The organism is Faecalibacterium sp. Marseille-Q4164, from assembly GCF_017377545.1.
In the GTDB taxonomy this organism is placed as follows: Bacteria; Bacillota; Clostridia; order Oscillospirales; family Ruminococcaceae; genus Faecalibacterium; species Faecalibacterium duncaniae.
This window is the reverse complement of record NZ_JAFREJ010000001.1, coordinates 424825-440652: the sequence shown is the minus strand read 5'-3', so window position 1 is coordinate 440652 and position 15828 is coordinate 424825. Positions and strand designations below refer to the sequence as shown.

General features: G+C 55.0%; 18 protein-coding genes. 11 read left to right on the top strand and 7 right to left on the bottom strand.

Annotation, left to right across the window (positions count from 1 at the left end; genetic code table 11):
* The first annotated feature begins 85 nt into the window (after window positions 1-85).
* The 11 genes from J3352_RS02135 (at window position 86) to J3352_RS02085 (ending at window position 7803) form a co-directional block, all read left to right on the top strand.
* Window positions 86-1006, top strand: coding sequence for an ATPase, T2SS/T4P/T4SS family (locus J3352_RS02135; protein ID WP_242651656.1), 921 nt, complete (start codon window positions 86-88; stop codon window positions 1004-1006).
* The gene (locus J3352_RS02130) at window positions 1003-1461 is read left to right on the top strand and encodes a stage III sporulation protein AB (protein ID WP_005934294.1); all 459 of its coding nucleotides are present in this window, start codon (window positions 1003-1005) and stop codon (window positions 1459-1461) included. Before J3352_RS02135 ends, J3352_RS02130 begins: the two co-directional genes overlap by 4 nt.
* A 25-nt stretch (window positions 1462-1486) precedes the next feature.
* Window positions 1487-1681 carry a stage III sporulation protein AC gene (spoIIIAC, locus tag J3352_RS02125; RefSeq protein ID WP_005934292.1) on the top strand — a complete coding sequence of 65 codons (195 nt, stop codon included), beginning with the start codon at window positions 1487-1489 and terminating at the stop codon, window positions 1679-1681.
* A complete protein-coding gene (locus J3352_RS02120) occupies window positions 1678-2061 on the top strand; it encodes a SpoIIIAC/SpoIIIAD family protein (RefSeq protein WP_005934290.1) in 384 nt (127 codons plus the stop codon). Before spoIIIAC ends, J3352_RS02120 begins: the two co-directional genes overlap by 4 nt.
* Window positions 2058-3143 (top strand): stage III sporulation protein AE, encoded by a 1086-nt coding sequence (locus J3352_RS02115; protein WP_097771957.1) that lies wholly within the window; start codon window positions 2058-2060, stop codon window positions 3141-3143. Before J3352_RS02120 ends, J3352_RS02115 begins: the two co-directional genes overlap by 4 nt.
* Window positions 3143-3436: a hypothetical protein gene (locus tag J3352_RS02110; protein ID WP_005934282.1), complete on the top strand. Its 294-nt coding sequence runs from the start codon at window positions 3143-3145 to the stop codon at window positions 3434-3436. Before J3352_RS02115 ends, J3352_RS02110 begins: the two co-directional genes overlap by 1 nt.
* Window positions 3433-3942, top strand: coding sequence for a hypothetical protein (locus J3352_RS02105; RefSeq protein WP_005934280.1), 510 nt, complete (start codon window positions 3433-3435; stop codon window positions 3940-3942). The genes J3352_RS02110 and J3352_RS02105 overlap by 4 nt, the downstream gene beginning before the upstream one ends.
* A 30-nt stretch (window positions 3943-3972) precedes the next feature.
* Window positions 3973-4581 carry a SpoIIIAH-like family protein gene (locus J3352_RS02100; protein WP_005934277.1) on the top strand — a complete coding sequence of 203 codons (609 nt, stop codon included), beginning with the start codon at window positions 3973-3975 and terminating at the stop codon, window positions 4579-4581.
* 97 nt (window positions 4582-4678) lie between these two features.
* Entirely contained in the window at window positions 4679-6091 is a 1413-nt protein-coding gene (gene radA / locus J3352_RS02095; protein WP_082210792.1) for a DNA repair protein RadA, read from the top strand.
* 18 nt (window positions 6092-6109) lie between these two features.
* Window positions 6110-7297 (top strand): tyrosine-type recombinase/integrase, encoded by a 1188-nt coding sequence (locus tag J3352_RS02090; RefSeq protein ID WP_005934271.1) that lies wholly within the window; start codon window positions 6110-6112, stop codon window positions 7295-7297.
* Window positions 7294-7803, top strand: coding sequence for an N-acetyltransferase (locus tag J3352_RS02085; protein ID WP_156065741.1), 510 nt, complete (start codon window positions 7294-7296; stop codon window positions 7801-7803). The genes J3352_RS02090 and J3352_RS02085 overlap by 4 nt, the downstream gene beginning before the upstream one ends.
* 279 nt (window positions 7804-8082) lie before the next feature.
* Here the strand turns inward: J3352_RS02085 and J3352_RS02080 are convergent, their stop codons facing one another.
* The 7 genes from J3352_RS02080 to J3352_RS02050 form a co-directional block, all read right to left on the bottom strand.
* Window positions 8083-8913 (bottom strand): N-acetylmuramoyl-L-alanine amidase, encoded by an 831-nt coding sequence (locus J3352_RS02080; protein ID WP_156065739.1) that lies wholly within the window; start codon window positions 8911-8913, stop codon window positions 8083-8085.
* 86 nt (window positions 8914-8999) lie between these two features.
* Complete coding sequence (locus tag J3352_RS02075) at window positions 9000-11411, bottom strand: endonuclease MutS2 (RefSeq protein ID WP_005934261.1); 2412 nt, start codon at window positions 11409-11411, stop codon at window positions 9000-9002.
* Between the two features lie 33 nt (window positions 11412-11444).
* Entirely contained in the window at window positions 11445-12191 is a 747-nt protein-coding gene (gene recO, locus J3352_RS02070; RefSeq protein ID WP_035394449.1) for a DNA repair protein RecO, read from the bottom strand.
* 51 nt (window positions 12192-12242) lie between these two features.
* Entirely contained in the window at window positions 12243-13163 is a 921-nt protein-coding gene (era, locus tag J3352_RS02065) for a GTPase Era (protein ID WP_005934257.1), read from the bottom strand.
* A 51-nt stretch (window positions 13164-13214) separates the two neighbouring features.
* Window positions 13215-13706 carry an rRNA maturation RNase YbeY gene (ybeY, locus tag J3352_RS02060; RefSeq protein WP_005934255.1) on the bottom strand — a complete coding sequence of 164 codons (492 nt, stop codon included), beginning with the start codon at window positions 13704-13706 and terminating at the stop codon, window positions 13215-13217.
* A gap of 52 nt (window positions 13707-13758) precedes the next feature.
* On the bottom strand, window positions 13759-14721 hold the full coding sequence (locus J3352_RS02055) for a PhoH family protein (RefSeq protein WP_035394446.1): 963 nt from the start codon (window positions 14719-14721) through the stop codon (window positions 13759-13761).
* A gap of 219 nt (window positions 14722-14940) precedes the next feature.
* Entirely contained in the window at window positions 14941-15828 is an 888-nt protein-coding gene (locus J3352_RS02050; protein WP_005934249.1) for a sugar phosphate isomerase/epimerase, read from the bottom strand.

The following is a 15828-nucleotide window of genomic DNA, read 5'->3' as shown; positions in this document are numbered from 1 at the left end:
GTTCTAAAAAGCCCGTACAGTTTGGATGCTGTGCGGGCTTTTCTGCGCCCTGCGGGTTCTAACCTCCGGGCCGGTGCATACACTGATGGCAAAGGACACGGAAGGAGAACAGAAGATGGACGAGTATTATCAGGTGGTGCAGACACTGCCCCAATGGCTGGCAAGGCCGCTGGGGCAGCTCCCGTCAAAAGATGCGGAAACTGTACATGAGCTGCGGCTCCGGCTGGGCTGTGCTCCACAGTTTACGGTGCAGGGGTGCAGCTGCACACCTGCACAGCTGGCACCTGAACTGAATGCACTGCAAACGATGCAGCTGACCCCGTTGCAGATGGAAGAGATCCTGTTCACCCTCTGCGGCGGTTCAGTCCATACCCATCAGACAGAGATCGCACAGGGCTATGTTACACTGGAAAATGGCTGTCGGGCAGGGCTTGGCGGGCGTTTTTTGCAAAACCCGGAACAGGGCACGGTTCTGCAGGAGCTTACCTCTGTCAACCTGCGCATTGCCCGGGAAAAGACCGTTCCGCTTCCACAGGAACTGACCGCAGCATTGCGGGGGCATTTCATCGGGATGCTTCTTGTTGGAGAGCCGGGCAGCGGCAAGACCACATTGCTGCGCAGTATTGCCCGGGAGCTCGTCCGGCAGCAGAAGATCCTTTCGGTCATTGATGAACGGCGGGAGCTCTTTGCCGGGAATACACACGGCGAGGCGCTGGATGTTCTTGCCGGGCTCCCCAAGGGACAAGCAGTGCAGATGGCATTGCGCACCCTTTCGCCACAGGTGATCCTGCTGGATGAGCTGGGAGGTCTGGATGAGGTCACAGCGCTGGAGCAGGGCCTGTTCAGCGGGGTGGATTTTATTGCCACCCTTCATGCTGCCACACCCGAAGAGGCGACCATGCGCCCACAGGTAAAATATCTGATGGAGCGCGGCGCGGTGCGGGTGCTCGTCTGGCTGACCGGTAGACAAGCACCCGGCTGCATCGGGGAGGTGCGGTTTCTATGAGCCCTCTGCGCTGGTTGAGTGTCTGCTGTTTTGTCGTCTGCGGCTGGTGCGCAGGCGACAGCTTTCATCAGCAGGCGCAGGCGCATCTGGAAGCCCTGCGCAAAACCCTGGATCTGCTGGAAACGCTGCATCAGGAAATCAGCTTCCGCCGCAGTGACCTGAATCTTCTCTGCCGGAAATTGATACAGGATGGGCAGCTTCCACCAGAAACGGTTTCGTTACAAACGCTGGAGCCCTTTCCCTCCCTGACCTTAGAAGAACGCACCCGCTTCTCAGAATGTTTTTCAGGCCTGGGGCGGTTGGAAGCGGAGCAGGAGTGCAGACGGCTTGAATTGTATCAGGCACAGTTTCAGGCAGCCTTGCAGGAAGGTGAAGCTGCGGCCCGGACGCAGTCGATGCTTTCGCACAAGCTGGGCCTGGCCGTCGGGCTTGCAGCTGCCATTCTGCTGGGATGAATCAGCTCAAAAGGAGAGGACGCGGATGGAGATTGACCTTATCTTCAAAATTGCGGCCATTGGCATCATTGTTGCCGTGCTGAACCAACTGCTGATCCGCTCCGGGCGGGAGGATCAGGCAATGATGACGACATTGGCCGGTCTGGTGGTCGTGCTGTCCATCCTGGTCAAACAGATCAGTGTGCTGTTCGTTACCATCAAGTCGCTGTTTGCACTATGAGTGCAGCCGTGGCTGTGTTCGGCATTGCGCTGCTCGCGGCACTGCTCTATGCAGTTCTGGAAAAGCAGGCCCCCGCCTATGCACTCCTGCTCTCCCTTGGGGCAGCGCTGGTGCTGCTGGTGCGGGCAGGGACAAGCATCCGGACAGTACTTTCCGGCATAGCACGCCTGGCTGGACAAGCTGACAGCGGGGCTTTTTCCTGCCTTGTACGGAGTGCGGCTATCGTTCTGCTGACAGATTATACCCGCACCCTGTGTGAGGAAGCCGGGGCAGAATCTTTAGGGTGGTGTGTTGGACTGGCAGGTCGGTGTCTTGTACTGGCAGCGGCGTGGCCCTTGCTGGAAGAGATCCTGCAGACGATTGGGAGCATTGCAAGATGAAGAACTGGAAGTGGTGGGCTTTTCTGCTGGTGGGAACAAGCCTCTGCCTGTGCGCCCCGACAGTTTTTGCGGCAGAGAGTGCCGGTTTGCACACACAGCTGCCGGGAGCAGAGCTCTGGCAGCCTTATCTTGACCAAAGCCCTGTGGATGCTTTGCAGGTAGCAGAAGACCCGTGGAGCGTTCTGCAAAGTTTTTGCACTTCGTCTCTGTTCCAGACACTGCGGGAAAGCATCCGCGGTTATGCCGCACTGCTGTTGTTTCTGCTCCTGTCTGCCATAGTCAGTCTGTTTCTGGGGGAGGAAGGTGATCACAGCTGGTGTGATCCTGTCTGCGCCGGTGGGTGTGGGATCCTCCTGTGGGAACCATTGCTTGAAATTGCCCGGCAGCTGTGCGCGCAGATCGAAAGCTGGAACCGCTTTCTCTCCGGTTTTCTTCCTGTCTATGCCGGTGTTCTGATCATGGGTGGTGAGACAAGTGCCGGGGCCGCCGCAAGCGGCTTTTTTCTGACATTGCTTTGTCTGCTGGCACAGGCCCTGACGGCCTTTGTACCGCCCATTCTGGAATGCTTCCTTGCATTGAGCATGGCTTGCTGTATCACGGAACAGAGCTGCCTGGGGAACCTGTGCAAAGCGGCAGGGACACTGCTGCAAAAGGGACTTTCCCTTACTGGAAAGCTGCTGGCTGCACTGTTGGGATTCCAGCGCATCTCTGCCGCACAGCTCGACCGAACGGCGCTGCGCACAGGACAGTTTCTCACCGGCACCATTCCCATTGTGGGGCAGAGTTTGAGCGATGCTTCCGAGGCTGTTCTGGCAGGCATCCAATTGCTCAAAAGCGGCCTTGGAATGGCCGCTATCCTGATTTTATTGGCTGAGTTTCTGCCACTGTATCTCGGGATGCTTGCGCATCTGGGATGTATCATTCTCTGCGGTACGCTGTGCAGCCTGACCGGAAACAACCGTGGACAGGCACTGCTTACCTGTTTTGCTTCTGCTGTCCGGTGTATGATGGCCTGTATCGCGCTCTTTTTCGGGCTGGCCGTAACAGGAACCGCACTTCTTTTTATGCTGGGAGGCGTTTGATGCAGACATTGAAAAGCGCAGCTGTGGTCTTTTGCACTGCCTGTATCTGCGCAGAGCTGCTGGCCCGGCTCACAGGAAACAGCTGGGCCCGACGGTGCATAAAAGCCGTGGCTGGACTATATATTTTAGTGGTGCTTTTACAGGTCATCCCTCAGCTCCGGACAGAAGTTCAGTCCTTTTCTGTGCCGGATCTTTCGCCCGCATCCATGGGCACGCTGGAAGATGCCATTCAGGCTGAACTGGATGCCCGCAGCAGCGGACAGGAAGCAAAGGAGGGGAACCTTTCCGGATGAAGAGCAGGGAACAGAGCCTCTTTGCCGGTTTGCTCCAGAAGCAAAACCGCACCCAGCTCGCAATCATTCTGGGTGTGGCGGCAATGCTGCTGATCTTATTCTCAGAATTATTCTCGACCCCCGCAAAAACCGCAGCAAATGCAGGCAGTTCTGCTGCTGTTTCAGAAACTGCCTACCGGGAGCAATTGGAAACACAGCTGACAGAGCTGATCGAACAGCTCGATGGGGCAGGAAAAACCGTTGTGATGGTGACACTGGAAAGTGGGGAAGAAACGATCTATGCTGTGGATACGCAGTCCGGCCAGATGCAGAACCAGGAGACCCATGTTCTGCTGGAGGATGGCTCCGCCCTGGAAGAGACGACCTATCTGCCTGCCGTCTGCGGTGTGGCTGTTGTCTGTGATGGTGGGGGAGATGTCCGGGTCGCCGCTCGTATCACAGAGCTTGTCCGGGCACTGCTGGATCTTTCGGCCAATCGAATTTGTGTAGAACAGCGCAAAGGATAACGCACCATGTAATATAAGGAGGAAACAGCTATGAGAGCCATCTCGAAGAATACCCGCAAAGCAACAGCCATTACTCTGGCAGCAGCACTGGTCATTGCCGTTTATCTGAACTGGCAGTATGCCCGCACCGGTGTGACGCTGGAAGAGGATGCAGTCAACGTCTCTGCCGTCAGTCAGGAGACCGTTCCCGTTACGGATGAACTGATGACTGAAGCCGAAGCGGTTTCCAGTGCCAACAAGAATTATGGCGAAGCTCAGCTTGTGAGCGTTGCAAACAACAGCGGCTCCAAGTTCTTTGAAGAAGCGCGGCTCAAGCGGACCAAAGCCCACGATGAAGCCATGGACAGCATTCAGAAAGCGCTGAAATCCGCTTCTCTCTCCACGGAAGAAAAGAAGGAGTATACCAGCCAGCTGACCGGAAACCTTGCGGATCTCAACGCGGAAAACGAGATCGAGACACTGGTCAAGGCCAAGGGGTTTGCGGATTGTCTCTGCTTTCTGCAGTCAGGTCGGGCCGATCTGACTGTTATGACCTCGGGCGATGCCTTAACGGCTGCACAGGTAGCGCAGATCCGTGACATTGTGTTGAGCAAGAGCAGTGTGACAGCCCAAAATATCACCGTTGTTGAGGTAAAGTAAGGGAGCAGTTGCGGCAGACAACAGAATGTGGTAAACTAAAACAGAACAATGAAATTGAGCGCCGCTTTTCCAGCGGCGTTTTTGCAGGGAGTGCACCATGAAGGAACCAAAGCTCAAAACTGTTTACGTCTGCTCCAACTGCGGTGAAACCAGCCCGCGCTGGATGGGCCGCTGCCCCAGCTGCGGCAGCTGGAATACCATGAATGAGGATGTTGTTGCGGAAGCGCCCAAGGCAGGGCTTTCCAGCAGCAAAGCGGCAGCACCTGCCCGGCAGGAGGGTGTCACCTCGCTGACGGCCCGGCGGTTGGCCGATATCAGCACTACGGAAGAGAAAAGCCGCATCCTGACCGGCATATCGGAGCTTGACCGGGTGCTGGGCGGCGGCATCGTGCTGGGCGGCGTGGTTTTGCTCAGCGGAGAACCGGGTGTTGGCAAATCTACGATGCTTTTGCAGCTCTGCGGTGCCATCTCCAACCAGCATTCTGTTCTGTATATCACGGGTGAGGAATCTGTCCGTCAGGTCAAACTGCGTGCTGCGCGGTTGAAAGTGCCGCAGGAGAACATCTATCTTGCTGCGGAGAACGATGTGGACGAGATCTGCGGCCTGATTGAAAAGGAAAAGCCGGAGCTTGTAGTCATCGACTCTATCCAGACGATGCGCTGTATGGATCTTTCTTCCTCGGCCGGTACGGTCAGTCAGGTCAAGGAGAGCGCCGCCCGTCTGCTGGCGGTAGCCAAAAAGCAGGAGATCCCCATGTTCATTGTGGGCCATGTCAACAAAGACGGAGCCATTGCAGGCCCCAAGGTCATGGAGCACATCGTGGATACTGTGCTCTACTTTGAGGGCGACAAAATGCTGCCTTATCGCATTCTGCGAGCTGCCAAGAACCGCTATGGCTCCACCAATGAACTGGGCATGTTTGATATGACAGGGCAGGGGCTGGAGGAGATCGAAAACCCTTCCCAGATGCTTTTGGAAGGCCGTCCGCTGGGGGTTTCCGGTAACTGCGTCGCCTGTACGATGGAGGGCAGCCGCCCCATTCTAAGCGAGATCCAGGCCCTTGCCACCAAAACGAATTTCCCGGCACCGCGCCGTGCCTGCAGCGGCTATGATTATAACCGCATGAATCTGCTCATTGCCGTTCTGGAAAAACGGGCAGGGTATTTCTTTGGCAATCTGGATGTCTATATCAACATAGTGGGCGGCATTGCCCTGCGGGATACTGCCTGCGATCTGGCGGTCTGCCTGTGTATGGTGTCGTCTCTGCTGGACTGCCCCGTGAGCGATAAGCTCATTGCCATTGGGGAAGTGGGTCTGGGCGGTGAGGTGCGCAGTGTGCCCAACCTTGAACAACGCCTGCGGGAAGCCGAGCGCATCGGCTTTGAGCGGGCTGTGGTGCCAAAACATAGCCTTGCCCACCTGAACCCGGCAGATTATCCGGGCATGAAGCTGATAGGTGCGGCTTATATCTCGGATGCGATCCATGCATTGAAATCAGACCGGTTGTAACGAATTTACGGAGAAACTATGTCGATCTATCTTGATGAAAAAAATCCGGGCAAGCATCCGCCGTTTGATGATGCTTCGCCGGATATTGTGGAATATGTGCGGTACCTGGAGGTGATCGCGGGCAAAAGCGCCAACACGGCCTTCAGTTATTACTGCGATCTGCGCGGTTTTTCCCGTTTTATGAAACGCCGCCGCGGGCTGGTTCCGGCAGATACGGAGATCAAGGATATTGACCCCAAGGGTCTGGATACGGCCTTCTGGGGCAGTGTGAGCAAAGAGGACATCTATGAATACCTCTATTTTCTGAACCGCGAATGCGGCAACAAGAAATCCTCGACCGCCCGGCGGCTGGCCAGCCTGCACGGCTTTTATGATTACTTGGTCAATCAGGTCAATAAGCTGACAGAGAACCCGACTGCCTCCATCAAGCCGCCCAAGCAGGATAAAGTCCTGCCAAAATATCTGACAGCGGAACAGTCCATGGATCTGCTGGAGAGCACGCAATATCAGAGCGATTTTCCGGAGCGGGATTACTGCATGGTGGTTCTGTTCCTGAACTGCGGAATGCGGCTTTCTGAGTTGGTGGGCATGGATCTGGGCGATATCGACCTGGAACAGCGGCAGATCAGGCTCTTTGGCAAGGGCCACAAGGAACGGATGGTCTATCTGAATGAGGCCTGCGTCGAAGCCCTGCAGCTCTACCTGGCCAAACGCAACACGATGGAGGGCCTGAATCCAAAGGAAAAGGCTGTGTTTGTGACGCGCCGCCGGAAGGAGCGCATTTCCAACCGCAGGGTGGAGCAGCTCGTCACCGGTGCCATGAAAGCGGCCGGGCTCAAGGGCTTTTCCACCCATAAGCTGCGTCACACTGCGGCAACGCTGATGTATCAGACCGGCAATGTGGATATTCTGACCCTTAAGCAGCTGCTGGGTCACAGCAGTGTGGGTACAACGCAAATTTATACGCATCTGCAAGAATTTCAGGTGCGTGCCGCCATTGAGCAGAACCCGCTGGGCACGGTCACACCCGAAAAAGCACGCTTGGATACAACAAAACGGGCAGCAGGGGAGAACAGAGTGAAAAATAACGCCGATTCGATGGATGTTGAAGAAGCTGCCAGCCCGATGGAAGCTTTTGAGGGTGCTGCCAATGATGGCATCCGGGTGGATATCTCTTCTATGCCCGGGGATAAGGAAACTGTATGAACTATATCAACTTCTCTAAGAGTTATCATGTGCAGATGTTGACAAAGCGCGATATTCCGCTGATTTTAGCTCTTTGTGAGAAAAACACACAGTTTTATGAACATTGTCCGCCATTTGTAACTGAGGGAAGCATTCGGGATGATATGTGTGCCTTGCCGCAGCGCAAAATGGACGAACCTCAGGATAAGTATTATCTCGGATTTTTTGATGATGCCGAGCAGCTTGTGGCTGTGATGGACTTTATTGACCATTATCCAACGGAACGAAGCTGCTTCATCGGATTCTTTATGATGGAACGTTCTGTACAGGGACATGGCATTGGAAGCAGGATCATCACAGAGCTGTGTGTGTATCTGCACAGTCTGGGTTACGAGTATATCCGGCTGGGTTATGTGGATGGCAACAAGCAAAGTGAATCGTTCTGGATAAAGAATCAGTTCACAGATACCGGATTGAGAAATCACACGCAGGACTATACGGTCGTTGTAATGAATCGGATGCTGTAACAGATCAAACAGATCAATAACAGGAAAAACGTGTGTAAAAAACGCAAAATACACAGTTATTGTAAAACAGGCCGCCGGAGCTCAGATTGAGCCGAGGCGGCCTTAAAAACGCCTAAAACTGGAAAAGAGGGCTTTTTCACTCCCCTATGTTTCGCATAACCTGCATTATATGAAAAGAGAATAATCAAAAAATCAGACCCTCCTCTCTCTTCCCGCTGCTGGTTCTGAGATCTCAGAGGGTCTGACCGATCAACTGTTGTTATAGAAAATATGTACCCATCACTCTTCCGACAATGGTGTGGTTTCAAAGTATGCGCAGATTGCTTCATAGTATGCACGCGCAGTCCGCTTACATCCGTCCTTACTGCCGAACTGGGCTACATCGGTATCGCTGGTCACAAAACACTGCTCTGCCAGCACTGCTGGACAATTTACATCTTCCAGAATCGTAAAGCTGCGCTCTACCCGCACTTCCTTGTGGCTGCTCTCCACCAACTGTTTTACTTCCCCTTGGTAATAGATATATCGGATTCCCCCGCGTCCCCGCAGGCTGGCCCCTGCCGCCTGCATAGCCCCGGCAAGCTGCTTTGCAAAATAATAGCTCTCCTGATGGTATGCTCGTCCCGGAACAGCCGGATAACATTCAAACCCGGCTGCGCTGGAGCCTTCGGGTGCCGAATTGCCGTGGACAGACAACAACAGATCCGGATCCTGTGCATTGGCGGCAGCGGCGCGTTCAGCAGGTTTTGCGGTGCTGTCGTAACTTTCCCGGGTGGTCAGTGGGATATAATTGGGGTCACGCTCCAGCCAGGCGCTCAAAGCCTCCGCTGTGGCAGCGGTCATCTCGCTTTCCTGCACCACTCCCCTTGCCCCTGGATCTGAGCCGCCATGTCCTGCATCGATCACAATACGGTACGGCGGCTCACCAATGGTCGGACGAAAATCATCATCGTCTACGGTCGGTGTTGGCTGTCCAATGGAGAAAGCCGCCTGCCACAGATACAGCCCAAAACTGACACCAATAAAACAGAGAACCAGAACCACTGCTCTGCCAAAGGAAAAACTATTGCTCCTTTTCTTTCTTTTGCGCTGTACCGAATGTTTTGCCATGATGACATCCCTGCCGTTTTATAAGAAACGCCCGCCCAAAGAATGATCTTCCGGACGGGCGCTGCCGGGAAACTCCCGGTATGTTTTTACTTCAATTCAACCACGGTCACACCGCTCTCGCCCTCACCGTAACGTCCCAGCCGGAAGCTTTTGACCATCCGGTTGCCGCGCAGATGTTTATGAATCGCGGTGCGCAGAGCACCGGTACCGTTGCCATGGATCAGATACACCACTGTCTGACCGTTCAGAATGGCGCGATCGATATAAGCATCCACCTCAGGCAGAGCTTCATCCACAGTCAGGCCCAGCAGATTCAGCTCCATTTTGGCCGAACGCTGCACACGCTCTACTCTGCCGTTGAGCCGGTTTGCATCGCCCGTCAGGCGGGAATAGCGCTGCTGTGCCTTGGTTTTGGGCTGAGGCTCTTTGATGAGCTTATCCGGCTGCTTCAGGCCCTTGAGCGGGATCTTGGTCTTGATGATGCCGGCACGCACCAGAACATCGCCGTTTTTATCCGGCAGTGCCAGCACGGTGGCCAGCTGGTTGAGCTCTGCAATGCAGACCTCCTGCCCTACCTTGACTTCTTTCAGTGGGACAAACTCCTTGACAGGGTTATGCACCACCTCGGTACCGATAAAGAGCTTTTCAGACTCTTTCTTTGCAATCTCGCGGGCACGTTGGGCTTTCTGCTGGGTGCTCAGGCGCTCGTCCTTCTGCAGCTGGCGCAGCTCATCGGTCAGTGCATACGCCTTGCTTTCCACCTGCTGTGCCAGCGCACGGGCCTTGGCACGGGCAGCTTCCAACTCGTTTTCGCCCTGCTGGATCAATTCATCCCGCTTTTTTTGAGCGGCCTCCAGCTGGTGAGAAGCCTCATTCTTCAGCTCCTCAACCTCGTCCTGGCTCTCTTTCAGCTGTAGCTTCAGGTCGTCCAGCTGGCCCAAAACTGCATCCAGGCGCTTATCCTCGGCAGACAGATGCTGTTGGGCTGCCTCAATGACACGCTCCGGGATGCCCAGCTTCTCACTGATGAGGAAGGCGTTGGACTTGCCGGGCACACCTACGCTCAGCTTGTAAGTCGGGCGCAGTGTCTCCAGATCAAACTCACAGCTGGCATTGACTACACCCTTGGTTTCCAGCGCAAACACCTTCAGTTCGGCGTAGTGAGTGGTTGCCATCAGCAGCACACCGCGGCGGCGTAGTTCCTCGATGATGGCCACGGCCAGCGCTGCACCTTCGGCAGGGTCAGTACCCGCGCCAAGCTCATCCAATAAGACCAGCGTGTGCGGCATGGCAAGTTCCAGAATACCGGTGATCTTCTTCATGTGGCCGGAGAAAGTAGAAAGGCTCTGTTCGATGCTCTGCTCATCACCGATGTCCACAAGAAATTCATCGAACACGCAGATCTCACTGCGTTCATCGGCAGGAATCAGGAAGCCGCACTGTGCCATTGCACACAGCAGACCCGCCGTTTTCAGGGTGACGGTTTTACCGCCGGTGTTCGGGCCGGTGATGATGAGCGAATCGTACTCTTTACCCAACGCAATGTCCACAGGTACACACTTTTTGGGGTCAATGAGCGGATGACGCGCCCGGATGAGCGAAAAGGAGCTGTCGGTGCGGACAGAGGGCTTGAATGCCTTCATATCCAGAGCCAGACGAGCCTTTGCCAACAGCACATCAATTTCCAGCATTGCCTTGTAGCTGTACTGGAACTGAGGCTCAATGGCAGCTACCTGTGCCGTAAATGCCACCAGAATGCGTTCGATCTCCTGCGCTTCTTGTGCACGATACTGCAGAATGCGTGCATTTGCTTCCACGACCGCCTGCGGCTCCACAAAGACAGTAGCACCGGTGGACGAGACATCATGGATGATGCCGCTCACCTCGCCGCGATACTCGCTCTTAACGGGCACAACATACCGTCCATTGCGAATGGAGACCACACTCTCCTGCAAATACTTGGAGGTATCCATATTGCGAACCATGCTTTCCAGCCGGTCGCGGATGCTGTTCTCCGTAGCGCGGATCTTTTTGCGCAGCTCGTTCAGGGTGTGGGAAGCCGTGTCTGCCATGGCATCCGGAGCCAGAATGGCGCTGGAGATCTGCTGCTCCAGCCCGGGCTGAGGTGCCAGCGCGTAGAACAGATCATCTGTAGGCAGGGCATCATGTTCCGAGGAGCCATACCAGCTGGTCAGGTTCTGAAAGTTGCGCAGAGCGCCGGCCACCATCAGCAGTTCCCCCATGGAGAGCACACCGCCCTTGACCGCACGGGCTACCAGAGAGCTGACACCCTCTACCCCGCCAAAGCGCGGAGACCCGTTTTTGATGAGCAGACTGTTGATGGCATCGGTCTGTTCCAGCGCGTAACGCACCTCATCAGGGTCGCACTGAGGCTCCAGAGCCAGCAGCTGCTCTCTAGCTTCCTTGCACACGCAGCCCTCGGATGCACGCGCAATGATCTTATCAAGCTCTAAAGTTTTCAAATAGCTTGTTTCCATGTTTGTTCCCTATATCAAAATTGTTTATCCCGGTCAAGGCAGAACGGATTTCAAAAAGTCGTAACTTTTCAGCGGTTTGTCCAGGTGGGTCAAAGCGTAGCGCTCTGCCACCGCAGACAGCTTTGCCAGACTGCCGACCGAGATTTTGAATGCAAATATTTTCTTATCTTCTACAAGGCAGATATGACGCAAGGCATACAAGGCACCCGTGTCCAGATTGCAGGTCTTGCCCGCCTTTTTCGCACAGTCCTCACAGAGCAGAATGCCCTCCTGCGGGTCAAGATAAAACGCGGGGCCATCGTATTTTTCACAGATCTTGCAGCAGACCAGCTGCGGCAGAAAGCCGCACTCGCTCATGGTGCGCAGCTCAAACACAGCCTTGACCACATGCAGGTCGGTTTTACCCTCGCTGATCATATACAGGCAGTTCAGCAGCAGGCGCAGTTCCTTGGCAGCTTCCTCCCCCGTAGGAGAAAGTGCCGCCGCCATCTCGGCAAGATACATGGCAAGGCTCATCCCCTCGATGGTGGAGGAAATGCCATGAAATACGTTGCGCACTTCCGCTTCTCGGATGGTGTACATATTCCGGCCGGGCAGCAGCACAAATTCAGAGTAGCAAAAAAGCCCGCAGGCGCTGAATAATTTGTTCTTCAGCCGCAGGCTGCTCTGTGCTGAGGCCGAAATGACCCCCAGCTCCGGTGTAAGAATGGTCAGAATCCGGTCAGATTCCTTGTACCGGGTCTCTTTTAACACAAGCCCAGGTGTTACGATCGTATCCATCTGCATATTCTCCCTGCCCGAGCAGTGTCCCGGGCAATGTAAAGAGAAAAATCAACGATTATTCGGGTTCTGTTTGAAGCCAAAGTTGTTCAGCAGAAACTCATTGTCCCGCCAATCTGCTTTGACCTTGACCCAGCACTGCAGGTTGACCCGGCAGCCCAGAAACTCTTCGCAGTCCGCACGGGCAGAGCTGGCGATCTTTTTCAGCATCGCACCACCCTTGCCAATGACCATGCCCTTATGGCTCTCGCGCTCGCAGTAGATATTTACATCGATATCCACCAGATCTGTACCGGGGCGCTCCTTGAAACGCTCCACCACGACCGCAATGCCGTGCGGGATCTCATCCCGCATATACAGCAGTGCCTTTTCACGGATGACCTCCGCCACCAGTTCCTTTTCCGGCATATCGGTGTAGGCATCATCGTCAAAGTAGTGCGGGCCCTCCACAGCATACTGGCTCAGGGCATCGAACAGTTCCTCACAGTGGTCGTCTGCCCGGACGCTTACGGTGTAAATGGCATCAAACACACCCAGCTCCTTGAGCTCAGCCTTGCGGGCTTCCAGATCAGCAGGCTCCTTGACAAGATCGGTTTTATTGATGACTGCAATGGCAGGGCCGCCGCTGCTGCGCAGAGCGTCCACCAGAACCATTTCCGGCTCATTCAGGGCACCGTATGGCTCAAACAGCATCATGGAGACATCCACATCCGCGATGGAATCGCTGGCCGTCTTGTCCATCCGCTTGCCAAGCTTATTGTGGGCCTTATGCACGCCCGGGGTGTCCAGCAAAACATACTGCAGAGGGCCGCGGGTCACAACGCCGGTGATGCGGGTGCGGGTCGTCTGGGGTTTGGAGGTAACAATGGCCACCTTCTCCCCCACCAGACGATTGGTTAGGCTGGATTTGCCCACGTTCGGGCGGCCGATGACCGCCACGAACACAGATGAGGTATCGTAATGCTGCTGCATGGGTGCTGCGTTTTTCAAAATTGAACTCCTATCCTTTGCCGAAATCTGTGATCATTCCGTATAGCTGACGGTGCGGGGCAGGCCAAGCTGGGTCAGCACAGCCTCTTCCTTTTCGCGCATCCGCATAGCTTCCAGACCACCGTTCTCATGGTCATAGCCCAGCAGATGCAGCATGGAGTGAACGGTCAGGAAGGCGACCTCACGCTGCAGCGGATGGCCGTAGAGCGTTGCCTGCTCCTGAGCACGTTCCATGCTGATGACGATATCCCCCAGCATCTTGCAGCCGTTGTTCTCATCCACGTCGTAAACGCCGTTTTCTCCCAGAGGAAAGCTCAACACATCGGTGGGCATCGGCTTGTTGCGATACTGGTTGTTCAGCTCTGCAATGGCAGCGTTATCCACAAAAGTCACGCTGATCTCAGCAGGCTCATCGAAGTGCTCATATTCCAGCACAGCGTTGCAGGCGCGGCGGATCAGGATCCGCAGGCCCGAAGGCACTTTTACGGCTTTCTGTGAATTGGTGATCAAAACTTTATTGGACATAACATTCCTCTCCCTTCATTTTATGCTGCAATTGCAGCTTTCCGCGTCGGTTTCAACGCTTGGCCGGGTGCGCAGCCGCTTCGTAGGCCTTGATGATCTCCTGCACCAGACGATGGCGGACAACATCCTTCTCCGTAAAATAGCACTGTGCAATGCCATCCACGTTCTTGAGAATGTGCAGCGCATCCACAAGGCCGCTGCGGGTACGGTCCGGCAGATCGATCTGGGTCACATCGCCGGTCACAACCACCTTGGAACCTACACCCATACGGGTAAGAAACATCTTCATCTGCTCCGGTGTAGTGTTCTGCGCCTCATCCAGGATGATAAAGGAATCATCCAGCGTGCGGCCGCGCATATATGCCAGCGGAGCAACCTCAATGATCTGCTTTTCCACCAGGCGCTCATAGGTCTCAGCACCCAGCATATCGAACAGGCCATCGTAGAGAGGGCGCAGGTAAGGGTCCACCTTCTGCTGCAGATCACCGGGTAGAAAACCCAGCTTCTCACCTGCTTCCACGGCGGGGCGGGTCAGCACAATGCGGGAAACATCCTTGGCCTTGAACGCTTTGACCGCCATTGCAACGGCCAGATAGGTCTTGCCGGTACCGGCGGGACCCACGCCAAAGGTCACCGCGTTCTTGCGGATAGCATTCAGATATTCCTTTTGGCCCAGTGTCTTGGGGCGGATGGGGCGGCCCTTGACCGTGACCGTGACAAAATCCTCAGTCAGCTCCCGGACACGCTGCTCCTTTCCATCGTGAGCAAGGCTCAGGCAGTAGCGCACCGTCTGATCCTCCAGCGGCGTGTGGTTTTCGATCAGGAGCAGCATCCCCTCCACGGCACGCACAGCAGCGGCCACGTTGGCCTCCTCGCCAGAGAGGCGAAGCATCGTACCCCGGCAGACTGCCGTGACAGAGAACTCCTTTTCCAATAGACGAATGTTGCGGTCACAGTTGCCAAAGATGGCAGCGGCGATCTCCACACTATCCAACTCAATACTTTTTTCGGCCATGTAGCTCCTCCAGCGGTTTATGAATTTCCACATCTATTGTACCACCAAAGGCTCAAATAGAAAACTGTGAAACTTGCACAAAATATTTTCAACATTTTGGAGCGTGTTACAAAGCAGAACCCTGAAACATAAAAAATCGATGCTGCTCTGCATTTCCGCAAAACAGCATCGATTTCATTTTATCGGATCGTAAAAAACGACTCCTCAGAAACTTTTCAATTAGAACCAGTCGCCGAAGCCCATCTTGACCAGGTTGTCGTGGCTGATCTTCAGGCTATCGAACGGATCACGGCCATAGCAGTCATCCTGCTCCACCAGGAAGTACTCGCCGCCGCCCTCCAGGCCAGCCTGGATGATAGCGGGCATATCCAGAGTGCCTTCGCCAACCTCAGCAAACTGCACAATGTTGGTGAAGTTGCTCATGAACTTCATCATGCCTTCCTTGCTGGTGAAGTCCACGCCGCCCTCGGGGATGGGCATCTCACCGATGCGGTAATCCTTCAGGTGGACCAGACGGATGCTGCCGGCATACTTCTTGATGAACTTAACAGGGTCCTGGCCGCCGCGGTGGATCCAGTGGCTGTCCAGCTCAAAGCCCAGAGCAGGAGCATTTGCGCGGATGATGTCCAGCAGGAACTCGCCGTCGTAACGAACGAACTCTACGTGATGGTTGTGGTAGTACAGGTCAATGCCGTCTTCCTTCAGCTTCAGAGCATACTCATTTGCTTCCTTGGCGAAATCCACAGCCTTCTGGTAGTTGCCCATGCAGGTCATGGGCAGCATGCCGATGCGCAGCATATCGCAGTCCAGCTTACGGCAGTCCTCAACGATCTTCTTATAGTCGTCGGGATTGCACAGGAACTCGCCGGGCATACCGGGCAGCATGGGAGAGGTGGATGCGGTGCAGGAAGAGACATTCAGGCCCAGCTCGTCGATAGCCTTGCGGAAGCCTGCAACGTTCTCAGCGGTCATGGGGACCTGAGAGATCTCAACGCAGTGATAGCCGATATCAGCCAGCTTGCCCATGCTCTCGTATGCGTCGAAGTGAGGCATCTTAGCGGGGGCAATGGTGCTCATCTGAACACCGATCAAACCTTTGTTTGCCAT

Excerpts from the sequence above, each read along its gene's own strand:
- J3352_RS02085 (WP_156065741.1), top strand. The coding sequence starts at position 7,294 with ATGAACTATATCAACTTCTCTAAGAGTTATCATGTGCAGATGTTGACA.
- ybeY (WP_005934255.1), bottom strand. The coding sequence starts at position 13,706 with ATGTCCAATAAAGTTTTGATCACCAATTCACAGAAAGCCGTAAAAGTG.
- era (WP_005934257.1), bottom strand. The coding sequence starts at position 13,163 with ATGCAGCAGCATTACGATACCTCATCTGTGTTCGTGGCGGTCATCGGC.
- J3352_RS02130 (WP_005934294.1), top strand. The coding sequence starts at position 1,003 with ATGAGCCCTCTGCGCTGGTTGAGTGTCTGCTGTTTTGTCGTCTGCGGC.
- J3352_RS02080 (WP_156065739.1), bottom strand. The coding sequence starts at position 8,913 with ATGGCAAAACATTCGGTACAGCGCAAAAGAAAGAAAAGGAGCAATAGT.
- J3352_RS02120 (WP_005934290.1), top strand. The coding sequence starts at position 1,678 with ATGAGTGCAGCCGTGGCTGTGTTCGGCATTGCGCTGCTCGCGGCACTG.
- J3352_RS02115 (WP_097771957.1), top strand. The coding sequence starts at position 2,058 with ATGAAGAACTGGAAGTGGTGGGCTTTTCTGCTGGTGGGAACAAGCCTC.
- J3352_RS02075 (WP_005934261.1), bottom strand. The coding sequence starts at position 11,411 with ATGGAAACAAGCTATTTGAAAACTTTAGAGCTTGATAAGATCATTGCG.
- radA (WP_082210792.1), top strand. The coding sequence starts at position 4,679 with ATGAAGGAACCAAAGCTCAAAACTGTTTACGTCTGCTCCAACTGCGGT.
- J3352_RS02110 (WP_005934282.1), top strand. The coding sequence starts at position 3,143 with ATGCAGACATTGAAAAGCGCAGCTGTGGTCTTTTGCACTGCCTGTATC.
- J3352_RS02055 (WP_035394446.1), bottom strand. The coding sequence starts at position 14,721 with ATGGCCGAAAAAAGTATTGAGTTGGATAGTGTGGAGATCGCCGCTGCC.
- recO (WP_035394449.1), bottom strand. The coding sequence starts at position 12,191 with ATGGATACGATCGTAACACCTGGGCTTGTGTTAAAAGAGACCCGGTAC.
- J3352_RS02050 (WP_005934249.1), bottom strand. The coding sequence starts at position 15,828 with ATGGCAAACAAAGGTTTGATCGGTGTTCAGATGAGCACCATTGCCCCC.
- J3352_RS02100 (WP_005934277.1), top strand. The coding sequence starts at position 3,973 with ATGAGAGCCATCTCGAAGAATACCCGCAAAGCAACAGCCATTACTCTG.
- J3352_RS02105 (WP_005934280.1), top strand. The coding sequence starts at position 3,433 with ATGAAGAGCAGGGAACAGAGCCTCTTTGCCGGTTTGCTCCAGAAGCAA.
- J3352_RS02135 (WP_242651656.1), top strand. The coding sequence starts at position 86 with ATGGCAAAGGACACGGAAGGAGAACAGAAGATGGACGAGTATTATCAG.
- spoIIIAC (WP_005934292.1), top strand. The coding sequence starts at position 1,487 with ATGGAGATTGACCTTATCTTCAAAATTGCGGCCATTGGCATCATTGTT.
- J3352_RS02090 (WP_005934271.1), top strand. The coding sequence starts at position 6,110 with ATGTCGATCTATCTTGATGAAAAAAATCCGGGCAAGCATCCGCCGTTT.